The 14993-nt window shown below is 52.6% G+C and carries 11 protein-coding genes, 1 tRNA gene and 1 pseudogene; 7 read left to right on the plus strand and 6 right to left on the minus strand.

Going from position 1 to position 14993, the window contains the following annotated elements:
• The 6 genes and pseudogenes from B5G12_RS14680 to B5G12_RS14505 all read left to right on the plus strand — a co-directional run.
• Positions 1-417 (plus strand): annotated as a pseudogene (locus B5G12_RS14680) (helix-turn-helix domain-containing protein); the annotation flags it as partial.
• A 527-nt stretch (positions 418-944) separates the two neighbouring features.
• Positions 945-3287 carry an EcoAI/FtnUII family type I restriction enzme subunit R gene (gene hsdR / locus B5G12_RS13415; RefSeq protein ID WP_087325387.1) on the plus strand — a complete coding sequence of 781 codons (2343 nt, stop codon included), beginning with the start codon at positions 945-947 and terminating at the stop codon, positions 3285-3287.
• 5 nt (positions 3288-3292) lie between these two features.
• Positions 3293-5842 (plus strand): DUF4268 domain-containing protein, encoded by a 2550-nt coding sequence (locus B5G12_RS13420; protein ID WP_087325388.1) that lies wholly within the window; start codon positions 3293-3295, stop codon positions 5840-5842.
• Between the two features lie 15 nt (positions 5843-5857).
• Positions 5858-7333 carry a class I SAM-dependent DNA methyltransferase gene (locus tag B5G12_RS13425; RefSeq protein ID WP_087325389.1) on the plus strand — a complete coding sequence of 492 codons (1476 nt, stop codon included), beginning with the start codon at positions 5858-5860 and terminating at the stop codon, positions 7331-7333.
• Positions 7330-8766: a restriction endonuclease subunit S gene (locus tag B5G12_RS13430; RefSeq protein WP_087325390.1), complete on the plus strand. Its 1437-nt coding sequence runs from the start codon at positions 7330-7332 to the stop codon at positions 8764-8766. Before B5G12_RS13425 ends, B5G12_RS13430 begins: the two co-directional genes overlap by 4 nt.
• Complete coding sequence (locus B5G12_RS14505; RefSeq protein WP_144064169.1) at positions 8763-9677, plus strand: hypothetical protein; 915 nt, start codon at positions 8763-8765, stop codon at positions 9675-9677. The genes B5G12_RS13430 and B5G12_RS14505 overlap by 4 nt, the downstream gene beginning before the upstream one ends.
• 387 nt (positions 9678-10064) lie before the next feature.
• Here B5G12_RS14505 and B5G12_RS13440 read toward each other — a convergent pair whose 3' ends face one another.
• The 5 genes from B5G12_RS13440 to sdaAB all read right to left on the minus strand — a co-directional run bounded on the left by B5G12_RS13440 (position 10065) and on the right by sdaAB (position 13328).
• On the minus strand, positions 10065-10841 hold the full coding sequence (locus B5G12_RS13440; RefSeq protein ID WP_087325392.1) for a hypothetical protein: 777 nt from the start codon (positions 10839-10841) through the stop codon (positions 10065-10067).
• A gap of 322 nt (positions 10842-11163) precedes the next feature.
• Positions 11164-11400, minus strand: a complete 237-nt coding sequence (locus B5G12_RS14510; RefSeq protein WP_144064170.1) for a hypothetical protein — start codon at positions 11398-11400, stop codon at positions 11164-11166.
• 177 nt (positions 11401-11577) lie between these two features.
• A tRNA-Arg gene (locus tag B5G12_RS13445) sits at positions 11578-11654 on the minus strand.
• Positions 11655-11757: 103 nt separating this feature from the next.
• A complete protein-coding gene (gene sdaAA / locus B5G12_RS13450; RefSeq protein WP_204245693.1) occupies positions 11758-12642 on the minus strand; it encodes an L-serine ammonia-lyase, iron-sulfur-dependent, subunit alpha in 885 nt (294 codons plus the stop codon).
• Between the two features lie 20 nt (positions 12643-12662).
• A complete protein-coding gene (gene sdaAB, locus B5G12_RS13455; protein WP_087325393.1) occupies positions 12663-13328 on the minus strand; it encodes an L-serine ammonia-lyase, iron-sulfur-dependent subunit beta in 666 nt (221 codons plus the stop codon).
• 166 nt (positions 13329-13494) lie between these two features.
• On the opposite strand from sdaAB, the gene tig reads away from it, so the two are divergent.
• Positions 13495-14796, plus strand: coding sequence for a trigger factor (tig, locus tag B5G12_RS13460; RefSeq protein WP_087231700.1), 1302 nt, complete (start codon positions 13495-13497; stop codon positions 14794-14796).
• On the opposite strand, the gene B5G12_RS14850 is transcribed toward tig, so the two are convergent.
• A partial coding sequence (locus tag B5G12_RS14850) for a hypothetical protein (protein ID WP_204245694.1) occupies positions 14777-14993 on the minus strand: 217 nt, incomplete at its 5' end. The two genes, tig and B5G12_RS14850, sit on opposite strands and share 20 nt — an antisense overlap.

A 14993-nucleotide genomic window follows, 5' to 3' on the forward strand; every position in this document is an offset into this window, starting at 1 on the left:
GTGGATGGCATGGTGTCCATGCAGATTCGGAACCTGAACGCCCTGCTGGAATCGGTCCGCACCTCGATCGTGGAGAAATACGACCCGAAAGAGGACAACACCCTGCGAACTTTGAAGGCGGCGCAAATCGACGAAGATAAGTATTTTGTCCAAGTAATCACCGACGATGTAGAGCGAATTTTGCGAGAATTGAAGCAAACGCACCGCAAAGACAGCACCAGCGCTTCAGAAAAGGATTCGGCGGAAACTTTCAAAAAATATTTGGAAAGGCTTACCCAACTCGAAGGCAATAAAGAAGAAAAACGGGCAAGAATGTTCTGCGAGCTGGCCCAAATCAATTATGAAAAACTGACGGACGAGGAAAAACGCCAATTGCTGCAAATCGGCAAGAAGGCAGAGTATAACAACCATGCATAAGCCAACGTGGGAGGCAGGGTAGAGCACAATTTTAATACAATAAGAACGAGCCGCTGCGGCGGGGCTTTGTATACCTTTGTTCCGCAGAGGGCAAAAGGCTGGCAGACGGGTGTAGCTTGCACCATCTGCCAGCTTTTGTTCTACTGTTTTTACTGCTGAGATGGGAGCACGGAGCCTATCCGTGCCGCCCTCTCCTTCGCAAAGGTATAACACACTAGACTTTGCAAGCAAAGTCGTGTGCCACGAAACCCCGGCGCGGTTTCTTTGGATTCTTCCGGCTGCAACGGGCGGCAAGCGGTTCTTTGCGCATTGCCGGGCAGCTACTCCGTAAATGAGTAGCCGTCGTAAGATGATGGAGAGGACCGTGGGCAAAAGAAAACACAAAGCGGTCCAATTTATGACCCGGCATCTTTGCTAAAATGGCATCTGTCACCTTGAGCCGCCCTGTCCATTATGCTATACTGAATAAAACAGTTTGTCGAAGCGCGATGGTTTGTTCCTGTCATGTAGGGAAAAGGGGGACGTTTATGGAGCCGATCATTCTGAAGCAGAACATGACAGAAGAGGATATTAAGCTGCAATACATTACCCCTGCGTTGACTTCCAAATGGGAACGCCAAAAGATCACCATGGAGACCCAAATTACCGATGGCAAGATCAGCCTGAAGGGTAACCTTGCGGTGCGGCAGCCTGGCAAACGGGTGGATTACCTGCTCTACCTCAGCGCAAACAATCCCATTGCAGTGGTGGAAGCAAAAGATAACAATCACCAGGTATCGGCGGGGCTGCAGCAGGCGATGGACTATGCCAAAATGCTGGATTTGCCCTTTGCTTTCAGTTCCAATGGGGACGGCTTTGCCGAGCACGATTTCCTCACCGGGGCCGAGCGGCAATTTGGAATGGATGAATTCCCCACGGAGGCCGAGCTGACCGACCGCTATAAGCGGGAATCCGGCCTGACGCCCGCTCAGGAGGCGGCCATGGCACAGCCCTATTTTTCCAGCCAGGCTACCTACCCGCCACGTTACTACCAGAGGATCGCCATCAACCGGACCGTTGACGCCATCGCCCGGGGACAAAAGCGGCTGCTGCTGGTGATGGCCACCGGAACCGGCAAAACCTACACCGCATTCCAAATCGTCTACCGGCTTTTGAAGAGCGAAACGGTACACAAGGTCTTTTACCTGGCAGACCGCAATATGCTGGTGGACCAATCCATCGAACAGGACTTTGCCCCGCTGCAAAAGACCATCCACAAGGTCAATGTGAAAAAGGACCAGAAAAACACCGTCACATCCTATGAGGTGTATTTTTCCCTGTACCAGCAGCTGGTGGGCGATGACGACCAGGAACACTTCAGCAAGCTGTTCGCGCCGGATTTCTTCGACCTGATCATCGTGGACGAGTGTCACCGAGGATCGGCCAAGGAGGAAAGCCGCTGGCGGCGGGTGCTGGAGTATTTCTCGGATGCTGTGCAGATCGGCATGACCGCCACCCCCAAGGAAACCAAATACATCTCCAACCTCAGCTATTTTGGCGAGCCGGTCTATACCTACAGCCTGAAAGAAGGCATCGAGGACGGCTTTCTTGCGCCGTTCAAGGTCATCAACGTCATGACCAACATTGGGGAGGGCTGGCGGCCCCGAAAGGGGCAGTTGGACATTTACGGCAATGAGATTCCCGACCGCATCTATACCAACAGCGACTACGACTACAACATCATCATAGAGGACCGCATCCGCGAAGTGGCCCAGGAGATCACCCGATACCTCAAGAGCACCGACCGGATGGTCCGCACCATCGTGTTCTGCGCCACTGAGGATGCCGCTCTGCGTATGCGGGATATGCTGACCCAGTTGAACCAGGACATGGTGAAACAGAACCCGGACTATGTGGTGCGGATCACCGGCAGCGACGAGATAGGAAAGAGCAAGTTGGACTATTTCCGTTCTACAACGGAGAAATATCCGGTGATTGCAACGACCTCCAAACTGCTGTCCACCGGGGCCGATATCAAAATGACCAAGCTGATCGTGCTGGATGAGATGATCGGCTCAATGACCGAGTTCAAGCAGATCCTTGGGCGGGGCACCCGCCTGCGGGAAAAAGAGGGCAAGACCCATTTCGCCGTGATGGATTTCCGCAACGTCACCCGACTGTTTGCTGACCCCGACTGGGACGGCCCTCTGGAGATCGACGAGGAATTCGGAACAGCCAAAGGACAAGGGAAGGACCTGCCCCCGCAGGAAAAAGCGCCGGGCAAAGATGATCACGACGGCAGCGCAAAGCTGCCTACCCCCATCGTGGACGAAAACGGCTGTAAGGTCCGTATCATTCAGAAAACTGTTTCCATCTACGACACCGACGGCAAACTGCTGCGTCAGGAAAGCATCATAGACTATACCAAAGAAAACATCCTTGGCCGGTATGCCTCTCTGGACAACTTCATCCACCAATGGAGCACGCAAGACAAGAAGGAAGCCATCCGCGATCTGTTGCGCCAGCGGGGCATTGACTTGGAACAGGTGAAAGCAGAGCAGGGGATGACCGATGTGGATGACTTCGACTTCATCTGTCATGTGGCGTTCGACAAGAAACCCCTGACCCGCAGGGAGCGGGCCAACAACGTTAAAAAGCGTGACTTCCTGAGCAAGTACAGCGGCGCGGCTTATCAGGTCCTGGAGGCGCTGCTGGATAAATACTGCAACATCGGTATCTATGAGATCGAGAAAACGGAAGTCCTCAAGCTGGACCCCTTCCTCAAGATGGGCAAGCCCGCCAAGATCGCAAGCTATTTTGGCGGGAAGGAAGGGTATCTCAAAGCGGTACGAGAATTGGAACAGGCGATTTATCAGGAAGGGATAGTGTAATAAAAATGAAGGGTTCTGAGACAAAACTGGTTGCATATATGCAGGGATCGGATAAACGGTTTGTCATCCCTGTATACCAAAGGAACTATGACTGGAAGACAGAAAACTGCAAGCAGTTGTATAATGATTTGGTAAAAGTAGTCCGCAAAGGTAGGAAAAGTCACTTCTTTGGCAGCATTGTATCGGTTCACAATGATGGTGAATTCAACGAACTGCTTGTGATTGATGGACAGCAGCGGCTTACTACAATCTCGTTATTGCTGCTTGCAATGTACAATTTGATGAAGCAAGGGATTCTCACCCCTTCCAAAGGAAATCTTGCTGAAAAGATCTATAAAACTTATTTGATCGACGAGTGGCAGGAAGATGAGACCCGGATTAAACTAAAGCCGGTAAAAAATGATCGGGAAGCTTTTAGACGGCTGTTCGACGAAGAATCAGGATATATCCCAGATTCCAACCTTACCATCAATTACAATTATTTTTACTCCCGGCTTCGGAAAGAAGAAGTAACCCTGGATGAACTCTATGACGCCATTACAAAACTTGAAATCATCAACATTATCCTGAATCAGGAAGATAACCCACAGCTAATCTTTGAGAGCTTGAACTCCACTGGCGTAGCTTTGAGTGAAGGTGATAAAATCCGGAACTTTATCCTAATGGGCCAGCCGCCAAAGCAGCAAAATGACTTTTACGAAAAATACTGGAATAAAATTGAAATTTACACCAGCTACAACGTCAGCGGTTTCATTCGGGACTATCTGAGTATCAAGCAGCAGATAATTCCTGCAATGAACAACGTTTATTTCACGTTTAAGGCTTTTGTGGAAGATCGTGCGCTGGAGATCGAGCAGCTCCTTCAGGAGCTGTTGGATTATGCACGGTGGTATGAGACTTTACTTAAAGGCAAGACGACGGATACGGCACTAAACGCCTGTATTTACCGGTTAAATCGCTTGGAGACTACTGTCACCCGTCCCTTCTTTCTCGAAGTGCTTCGCTTACAAGCAGAAGGAAAGCTGGACCTTGCGCAGGTGAGGGAGATTTTCCTTCTAACGGAAAATTATCTGTTTCGTCGAAGTATCTGTGACCTGCCCACCAACGCCCTGAACAAAATCTTTTTGATGCTTCATCGAGAAATCATCCGCTACGATGGTACGGAAGCGAATTATCTGGAAAAGTTTAAATATGCTCTTAAATCCAAGACGGACCGCGGCCGTTTCCCGGATGATGCTGAGTTTGTGGAGGCTTTTACCATTCGTCCAGTTTACCAGATGAATAGCAAAAACAAGATCTACATCCTAGAACGGTTCGAGAATTTTGGCACAGTAGAAGTCCAGAATGTCTACAAGCAATTTGACAAGGGGGTCTACTCCATTGAACATATCATGCCACAGCATCTCACTCCGGCATGGGTCAAGGAGTTGGGAGAAGATTATGAAAAGATCCATGAGCGGTGGCTGCACCGGATTGCAAACCTAACCCTGACTGGATACAATTCCAAATACAGCAACAGCCCATTCGCAGAAAAGCGAGATATGGAAAATGGCTTTATCAATAGTCATCTTTACCTGAACAGCTGGATCGGACAGCAACAGCATTGGGGGCTGGCCGAACTAGAAGCACGAAATCAGCTGTTAATGCAGCGGGCGGTGACCATCTGGCCCATGCCCGAGACAAATTATAGACCGGCGGAAAAGCAAATGGACTCCTATTCTCTGGGAGATGATGTGGATCTGAGCGGTCGGGACATTTTGCGCTTCAGATATAAAAATACGGAGCAGCCGGTCACCAGCTGGATCGATATGATGGAACAGGTTTTGAAAATCCTCCATACAGAGGACCGGTCGGTGCTGTCAAGGCTGGCTTATAAATCGGACCCTGATAACGAACTGGATGCCTATGTAAGCAGCCATCCGGATGATCTGCGCAATGCTCTTAAAATCGACGAGAATATTTTTGTAGAGCGGAATACCAGTACAGTCACCAAGATTTCTCTTCTAAGAAAATTCTTTAAAGCCTATGGTGCAGATGAAGAAGCGCTAATCTTTATTCTAAAGGATTCAAACACAGACAAGAGCGCCGAGGAAGCAGGGACCCGCGCAGAGTTGCGGCGAAAATATTGGGCATTTGCTTTGCCCTATATTCAGAAGGCCAATGACGATGGTACAGGACATGGGTGCTTCTCGGGTTGTACGACATCCAAAGAAAACTGGATCAACGGTTTCTTTGGAATTGGAGGATTCTCGTTTGCCTGCGTGGCAAATTACAATGTGGCGAAGATAAAGCTGTGTTTGGAACACTTCAAAAAAGAAAGGAACAAACAATCTTTTGATTTCCTGTTTCAGCATAAAGAGGAGATTGAAACGAGGCTTGGAACACCGGTGTCCTGGCTCAGAATGGATGATAAAAAGAGTTCCTATATTGTCCTCACGCTCGACGGGGTAAGTATCGAAAACGAAGAGGATTGGACAAGAATGGCCAAGTTCCATGCAGAGTGGAGTAAGAAATTCTACGATGTTTTTGTTCCATACTTAAAGCAAAACATTTAAGGCGGTATCATTTTTATGAGCAACTTATCTGGATTTATCAAGCGGCTGCGGGATATTATGCGCAACGATGCCGGCATCAACGGCGACGCCCAGCGGATCGAACAGATCGCCTGGCTGCTGTTTTTGAAGGTGTACGCCACCAAAGAGGCGGACTGGGAATGGGAGGACGAGAACTACCAGTCCATCATTCCCGAGCCCTGCCGCTGGGAAAACTGGGCCGCCCAGAAAAACGGAAAAGAGATGACCGGGGACAAGCTGCTGGATTTTGTCAACAATACCCTGTTCCCGACGTTGAAAAACCTGCCGGTGGATGCCGATACCCCCATCCGCAAGGCCATTGTCCAGACCACCTTTGCCGACGCCAACAACTATATGAAGGACGGCGTCCTGCTGCGGCAGGTCATCAATACCATTGACGAGCTGCACTTGGACGACTACGAAGAAAGCCACGCTTTCGGCGAGATTTACGAGACCATCCTGAAGGAGCTGCAAAGCGCCGGGACGGCTGGCGAATTCTATACGCCCCGTGCCGTCACCGACTTTATGGCCCGGATGATCCGCCCCAAAATCGGGGAGCGGATGGCGGACTTTGCCTGCGGTACCGGCGGCTTTCTGACCAGCTGGCTGAAGGAGCTGCACAAGCAGGTCAGGACCACCGAGGACGAGGCGGCTTTCAGCAATTCCGTCTATGGTATCGAGAAAAAGCAGTTCCCCTATATGCTCTGCATCACCAACCTGCTGCTGCACAACCTGGACAACCCCCAGGTCTACCATGACAACACCCTGCTGCACGACGTGCTGGACTACACCCCGGAGGACTGCTTCGACGTGGTTCTGATGAACCCGCCCTACGGCGGCAGTGAAAAGGCCGACGTCAAAAACCACTTTCCCGCCGACCTGGCCAGCAGCGAGACCGCCGACCTGTTTATGTCAGTGATCATGTACCGGCTCAAACCCGGCGGCCGCGCGGCGGTCATCCTGCCCGACGGCTTTTTGTTCGGCACCGACAACGCCAAGCTGAACATCAAAAAGAAACTGCTGCATGAATTCAATCTGCACACCATCATCCGTCTGCCGGGCAGCGTCTTTTCCCCCTATACCTCCATCACCACCAATATTTTGTTCTTTGACCGTACCGGCCCCACCCGCTCCACCTGGGTCTACCGGCTGGATATGCCCGAAGGCTACAAGCACTTCAGCAAGACCAAGCCTATGAAGCTCGAACACTTCGCCCCGGCGGAAGCGTGGTGGAACGACCGTCAGGAGCTGACGGTGGACGGATTCGACAAGGCCCGGCAGTTCACCGTTCGGCAGCTGGAGGAAGAGCTGGGCTACAACTTGGACCAGTGCGGCTATCCCCACGAGGAAGAAGAGATCCTGGCCCCGCTGGACCTGATCCACCGCTATGAGGAGCAGCGGGCCTCGCTGAACGCCGAGATCGACCGCGTCCTGGCCGAGATCACCGCTGCCCTGGGAGGTGCCGCCGAATGACCCCGCAGGAACTCAAAAACAGCATTTTACAGCTTGCCATCCAGGGCAAACTGGTGGAGCAGCGCCCCGAAGAAGGCACCGCCCAGGAACTGTACGCCCAGATCCAGGCCGAAAAGCAGCGGCTGATAAAAGAGGGTAAACTCAAAAAAGAAAAGCCCCTGCCTGAAATCACTGAGAATGAAAAACCCTTTGACATCCCCGATGAATGGATGTGGGTGAGGATAGGACAGATTTTTAACTTGCAGGCAGGAAAAAATATTACAGCAACTGACATTTACGACGAACCATCGGAAAAGCATAAATATTTGTGCTACGGTGGAAATGGTGTGCGCGGATATGTTTCTAGGTTCAACCGTGAAGGCAATTTTGCACTCATAGGCCGACAAGGTGCATTATGTGGTAATATCAATATTGCGAATGGTCAATTCTATGCGACTGAACACGCTGTAGTAGTTGACCATTACAATCTCACGGATGTCTTGTGGGGAGGATGGTTCTTAAAGGCATTAAACCTAAATCAATATGCTACGGCAACAGCCCAGCCAGGATTAGCGGTATCTAATATTATAAAGGTACTAATTCCCCTTCCACCTCTTGCCGAGCAAAAGCGCATCGTCGCCAAAATTGAAGAACTCCTGCCCCTGGTGGACCGCTATGAACAGGCCTGGACTAAACTGGAGAACTTCAACCGCCGCTTCCCCGAGGATATGAAAAAATCCATCCTCCAGCAGGCCATCCAGGGCAAACTGGTGGAACAGCGCCCCGAAGAAGGCACCGCCCAGGAACTCTACGCTCAGATTCAGGCAGAGAAGCAGCGCCTCATCCAGTCAGGCAAGCTCAAAAAAGAAAAGCCTCTGCCCGAAATCACCGAGGACGAGAAGCCCTTTGAGATTCCTGAGGGGTGGATGTGGGTGAATTTAGGGTCAGTTGTGTTGTTTGAAAACGGAGACCGTAGCAATAAATATCCAGTAGAAAAAGATTATACAAATTTTGGAATCCCGTTTTTTGGAGCTAAGGACATGGGAAAAACATATATGCAGTTTGATAATGTCCGTTATATTAGCAAGAATAAATTTGAAGAATTGGGAAACGGAAAATTGCACAATCAAGACTTCGTTTGTCTATTACGAGGATCAGTTGGAAAGGTTGCCATATTTAAAGCAGATACCAAACATCAGACGGGTTTTATTTGTGCACAAATGGTGATTATACGGTGTATCAATTTAAAAATGGTAAATTACTTACAGCATTTATTTGGAACTGAATATTATGCTAGAGCAATTGCAAAGAAAATAACAGGAACGGCAGTGCGACAGCTGCCAGCAAAAGAATTGGCAAAAATCTTCATTCCTCTCCCGCCTCTTGCTGAACAAAAGCGAATTGTGGAGAAGCTGGAGGAGCTGCTGGCGATGTGTGAGAGGCTGAAAAAATGATTTTTTATTATGGACCTCAAGGATATAAAGTTAGCATGGATTTATGTGAAGATTATAGCAATTTGGTACGTTATAGATTAAAGCAACAGGGAATAAAGACAAAGGCAAGGCAAGAATTTGAACTTTGGTATGAATATTTCAATCTGCGAAAGAAAATGATTACACCACGCAAACGCCATGTTTGGTACTCAAAGGAATTTCAATGTCCGGAAGAAAATCGAAAAGGATTAAATATCTTAATTGAAAAGTTAGAATCTGGGCAAGATGTTTCCGCATATCTAAATAAAGCATCGAGTAATCCAGATGCTTTTGATATGCTTCTGTATGATTGGGGAATTTATCATTTTCATTTAGGAGAAAAGAAAGAGCGGAATTCTAACTATATTGAAAGAACGGGGCCAGTGTTATTTGCGAGAATCGACCAGGATAATGCATATTTTATTCAAATCTATCGTCATGGAAAAGGTGTTGATAAACAACCATGGAGTCGACAAGAAATGATTAAAATTATACATGATAATTGGCCTCAGACTATTGAAAGATATCTGGTACCTGGAGTCCGCTGTATGACAGAAAAGATTTCTGATCAAATGCGCGAAACGCTTCGAAAGAATGGTATGTTCTCTTTTGTGGAAGTTTCAGAAAATGTGGTATATATGCCTATGGGTGGAGGATATGCTTCCTCTGGTCATAGTGAAGAAATTGTTCTTCTATGCAATAGGATTCACAACAATTTGAAATTGGCAGAATTGAACATTATTGGAAATTTGCCGACTTTTATTCATTTGATTGAGGAACAAACAGACAAAAAGATTGACCATAATTTACACTTTATGCTATGGTTTGTAAACAAAGAGGCTTTTGTTATAGATTTGGAAACAAGGGTGGCGCTTATAAAAGTTATTTTGTAGCTCCTAAAAATCACCCAAAACGATGCCGTCAAGCCATTTGTGTGTGAATTGCTTCGGAGTTTCTAAAAACGCCCTGCACGGTTTTTGCACGGAATCTGCACGGTTTCAGAGCTGTACACTGGTTGCAACAGGTGCAAAATTGGCATTTTGAAGCAAAGCTGGAAGGTGAATATCGTGCGTTTGTACGTCGTTAAGCGTTGATGAGACAACAATTCGAACATGGACGATTGGCGCACGGGTTGCGCTTTTAATCAGAGGGCCTGGGATTCGAGTTCCCACGAGCGCACCAAAATCCAACGAGAAATCGTAAGATTTCTCGTTGGATTTTTCTGTTTTAAGCTGCCTGCACGGCTCTATGTGGATAGGGACGCTTTGTGAGAAGGTATATCATTGGAGCCCTCCGATAAAGAGAGCCAAAGCTACAACCGGCAGCACCGCCCAGGAAATGTACCGGCCTGCTATTTCCCATTCGGATGGCTCCGCACGGTCTGCATCGCGGATACGAAAGGCCAGATTGAAACGGAACAGTTCGTCTGCAAATAAAACGGAAACCATGGTGGCCGCACAGATCAATATCCCACCGGCCCATAAAGGCCAGGCTCCTTTATGGGTCAGTTCGGGGCCGGTCATCAAATCCAGGATGGTGTAAGCAGAAGGCTCCATAGGGTCGATTCCATTCCCGCTGCCGTCCATAGTGATCATATTCTCCGCACCGCCATTGACGGTTACCGAAATGCCGGCATCTGCTAAACTGCCATCTGTATGATAAAGCAATAAACGACCGCTGAGATCTGTTATGCCGCCATAAAAAAGAAGCTTTTCACCGCAGTAAAGTTCCACGCCGGTCATCTGTGTGCGCATCTCGCTATTCTGTGGGATGGCAGCCGGATTCTCCCGAACGGTGTAGGGCCCGTAGGTCCGATCGCCGTATTGAAATGTCACCGTTTTATCTGCCTCAACAGCAAAACATGCCGGCTCTCCCTGGATCTTCCCGATGTAGAACGTACGGCCGTCTGCCTGTTGCGGGATGAGAAGCGCATTTTGGTAAAGAAAGCCCTTTCGGGAGGCAGCCATGAGGTAGACAGCAGTAAAAAGCAGCATCATAGCGGCAGTCAAAGCCAGAACGGCCTTCTGGAATCGATGCAATGATTGGATCCTTTTCATAACCATGTCCCTTTTTCGTCGGTTGGAGTTGTTCTATTGCATTACGGCTATCTTACGGCGTGCTTTGTTTGAAAACGGACAAATCGTAAAGAATCGCGCGCCTGCTTGCCGTTTAGATCTGCCTGCTGTCGCGGGATCTGGTGGCAGCATGGCACAGGTTATAGGTAAAGCGCAGGCTGATGGTCAGCATCTGTGCCGCCTCCACCGTGTAGACACAAGCCTTCGGCTCAGACTGTGTCGGGTCAGAGTTCGGAGACTTGACAGCATTTGTTTTGGGTGAGCGATTCCATTGTATCAGTTCCGGGGGGCAGGTTGCAAGGTTTCATGGGCGAAATTTACAGGTGCGATGTAGCTTTTTAGTGTTCCTCTTTTCATGGCTCACTGGTCCTTTTTGCTCGGGATGCACGGCATACTTATAGGCCGGTCCGTCCGGCACGCCATATTTGATGCTGTTGCCGATCAGGTTTGTCAGTAGCAGGCTCTGGTTGGCGTAGACGGTGCATCCCGCCGGCGTTTGGTCAGTGAGGCGGATGCCGGAGGCCGCGGCCGCTCCGGCCAACTCCTATACCTCGTCCTGGGTGGCGATGCCGGCGGCCTTGCCCCCCGCACCCTGAACCCCGACCGCGCTGCGCGATCCGGCACAAAAGCCTGGACCGTGCACCGACCGTGCAGAAACCGTGCAAGCGCTTGCGGACAAACAAAAAAGCCGCAAAACCTTTCGGTCTTGCGGCATTTTTGGTGCGATGGAAGGGACTCGAACCCCCGGCCTACTGATTCGTAGTCAGTCACTCTATCCAGCTGAGCTACCAACGCATATGTTCACTCGGAACAGGACATATTCTACCATCAAGGCGGGGTTTTGTCAAGGGCTTTTTTGAAAAAACTTTTCGGGATCTTATGGCCGCGCTGCGGGGTCTTATACGCCCCCGGCTTCCGCCGCCAGGCGGCGGGCAATGGCGCGGCCGGTGGGGGTGGCGGCCAGGCCGCTGGCGCCGGTCTCGCGCAGGTCGGGGGAGAGCTGGCGGCCCACACGGCCCATGGCGTCGATCACTTCGTCGCAGGGGATGGAGCTGTCGATGCCGGCCAGAGCCATATTGGCGCAGGCTACGGCGTTCACGGCGCCCACGACATTCCGCTTGACGCAGGGGACTTCCACCAGGCCCGCCACCGGGTCACAGACAAGCCCCAGCAGATTGCCAAGAGCCATGGCTGCGGCTGCGGCGCAGGCGGCAGCGGTGCCGCCTTTCAGATAGCAGAGGGCGGCGGCCGCCATGGCGCTGGCGGCGCCCACTTCGGCCTGGCAGCCTCCCTCCGCGCCGGCTAGGGTGGCACGGGCCGCGATCACCTGCCCGAAGCCTGCGGCCACATACAACGCATCGCAGATCGCTTCGTCGCTGGCCTGACCCTCCTGGGCCAGGGGCAGCAGCACCGCAGGCAGGACCCCGCAGCTGCCCGCCGTGGGGGCGGCTACGATCCGCTTCATGCAGGCGTTGCACTCGGCGGTTTTGAGGGCCTCGGCGGTAACGGCGGACAGATACGCCCCGCCCAGCAGCCGGCCCTGAGCGGCTGCCTGCTCCACCTTGGCTGCGTCGCCCCCCACAAGACCGCTGCGGCTGCGGCGGCTGGGGTCGTAGTCCCGGCTGGTCTGCTGCATCACCTGCCACAGACGGCGCATTTGGGCCCGGCTGGCCTCCTCGGTCAGACGGCTTTCGGCCAGGTCGCTGCGCAGCACCGCCTGGGCCAGGGTGCAGCTGTGCTCATGGGCGTAGGTCAGCATCTCGGCACAGGATAAAAAGGACATGGGGTTTCCTCTCTTTCTTTTTATACGTCGTCATCCACATTCAGGCAGGTGACTTTTCGGATGCCGGGCACGGCGGCCAGCTGGGGCTGGATGCCGGCAGGGATGTGGCTGTCGCATTCCAGCACCATCACGGCCTCCCCGCCGGGGGAGGAACGGAACACCTGCATGGAGGCGATATTGATCCGCCGCCGGGCCAGAGCCTGGGTCACCTCGGCGATGCAGCCGGGGGTGTCCTCATTGTGGATGATCAGGGTATTGGCGTCCCCGCCGAAGTCGGCGTTGACCCCGTCGATGGAGGTGACCCGGATGCGGCCGCCCCCTACCGAGGCTGCGGTCAGGTTCAGGCGCCGGTGCGCGCCCTGCAAGGTCAGGACTGCCGTGTTGGGGTGGGCCGAGCGCAGCTCCACCGGATGGATGGAAAAATGCAGCCCTGCCTTCTGGGCCAGGGCAAAACTATCGGGCAGACGGGGGTCGTCGGGCTTCATGCCAAGCAGCCCGGCCACAATGGCGCGGTCGGTGCCGTGGCCCCGGCCGGTGGTGGCAAAGCTGCCGTACAGGCCGATGTCGGCCTGCAGGGGCGCTTCGCCCAAAAGCTGGCGGGCGGTGCGGCCGATGCGGGCCGCCCCCGCGGTATGGCTGGAAGAAGGGCCGATCATCACCGGCCCCAATACGTCAAACAGGCGCATAGATGCTGTCCTTGCCTTTCTTTTGGGTGGTTTTGGCGCGCCTACCATGGGGGTATGCGCAGAAAATTACAATTTTATTATACCGCTTTTGCCCTATCTGTGCTATAATAATTTCAAATTGACTATATCGCGCCCGCAGGGGGCCGCACGGAGGGTAACATCGACTATGAAATTGGTAAATGTAGAAACGCCTGAAAAGAACGTCTGCAAAATGACCTTCAGCGCCTCAGCCGCCGAGCTGGAGGAGGCCGCCGAGGCTGTTTATCAGCGCACTCGGGATACCTTTACGATCAAGGGTTTCGCCAAAGGACAGGCCGACCGGGCCCAGATCGAGGCGGACCGGGGCGAGCATGTCTTTTGGTATGACGCCATCAACGACCTGATGGACCGGGACGTCCCCGCCCTGTACGAAAAGGCCCTGGCCGAAAACGATCTGCAGCCGGTGGACGAGCCCAGCTACGACCTGGTTAGCGTCAAAAAGGAGGATGGCTTTGTCGCCACCGCCACGGTGCCCCTGCAGCCTGCGTTCCAGCTGGAAAAGACCACCGGCTTTGAGGTGACCTGCACCATCCCCGCCACCACCGACAAGGAAGTGGACCGGGTGATCGAGCGCCGCCGGGCCGGCTTTGCCGAGCTGGTGCCCCACAAGGGCCCCGCCGTCAAGGGCAACATCGTCCACATGGACTACACCGGCTATGTGAACGGGGAGCCTTTCCCCGGGGGCAGCGCCACCAAGCAGGCCATCGAGCTGGGCCGCGGCCGTATGATCCCCGGCTTTGAGGAGGGCATCCTCGGCCACCAGGCAGGGGATGAGTTCGATCTGAACGTCACTTTCCCCGCCGCCTACCATGCCAAAGACCTGGCGGGCAAGGACGCGACCTTTAAGGTGAAGATCATCGACGTGTGCATCCGCCAGCTGCCCGCGTTGAACAGCGACTTTGCCAAGAAGGCAGGGAAGGTGGACACCATGGAGGAGTACCGGGCCCAGGTGCATGACCAGCTGGCCGCCCGCAAGCGCACCACCGCCATCAACCATGCCCGCAACCAGATCCTGATGCAGCTGGCCGACGCCGCCAAGGGCGATCTGCCCGAGATCCTGGTGGAGAATGCCTACCATGTTGAGATGCAGAGCGTCCAGCAGCAGCTGCAAATGCAGCGTCTGAGCATGGACAAATACCTGGGCCAGATCCACCAGACCCGGGATGAGTTCAAGGCCACCGTCCGCAAGGTGGCAGAGCGGAATACCCGCGCCCGGATGGCCCTGCTCCAGATCGCCGGGACCGAAGGGCTGGTACCCACCGACGCTGAGCTGGACCAGCAGTTGTCCAAGCGGGCCGAGATGGCCAAAAAGACCCTGGAGGAGGTCAAGGAAAAGACGGACCTGCGGGCGCTGCGCCGCAACGAGTCCATCCGCCGGGCCGCCGATTGGGTGATCGAGCGCTCCACCGTCAAAGAAGTGCAGGCATAAAGCCCTGCCGCAAAACCAAACCAGAAAGCACCTGCTCCGGCAGGTGCTTTTTCGTTTGCCTCCAGATCCCCTCCCCCAAAGTTAGGGAATGCGAACTAAAGAAAATAAAGAAAAAAAGGGAAAATTTGAAATTGGGTCTTGACACCGGGGGGGGTATGTTATGATAGGCACACAAAGGAAAGGACCTTCCTTTGAAC

This window comes from Faecalibacterium sp. An58 (genome assembly GCF_002161515.1).
Classification (GTDB): Bacteria; Bacillota; Clostridia; order Oscillospirales; family Ruminococcaceae; genus Faecalibacterium; species Faecalibacterium avium.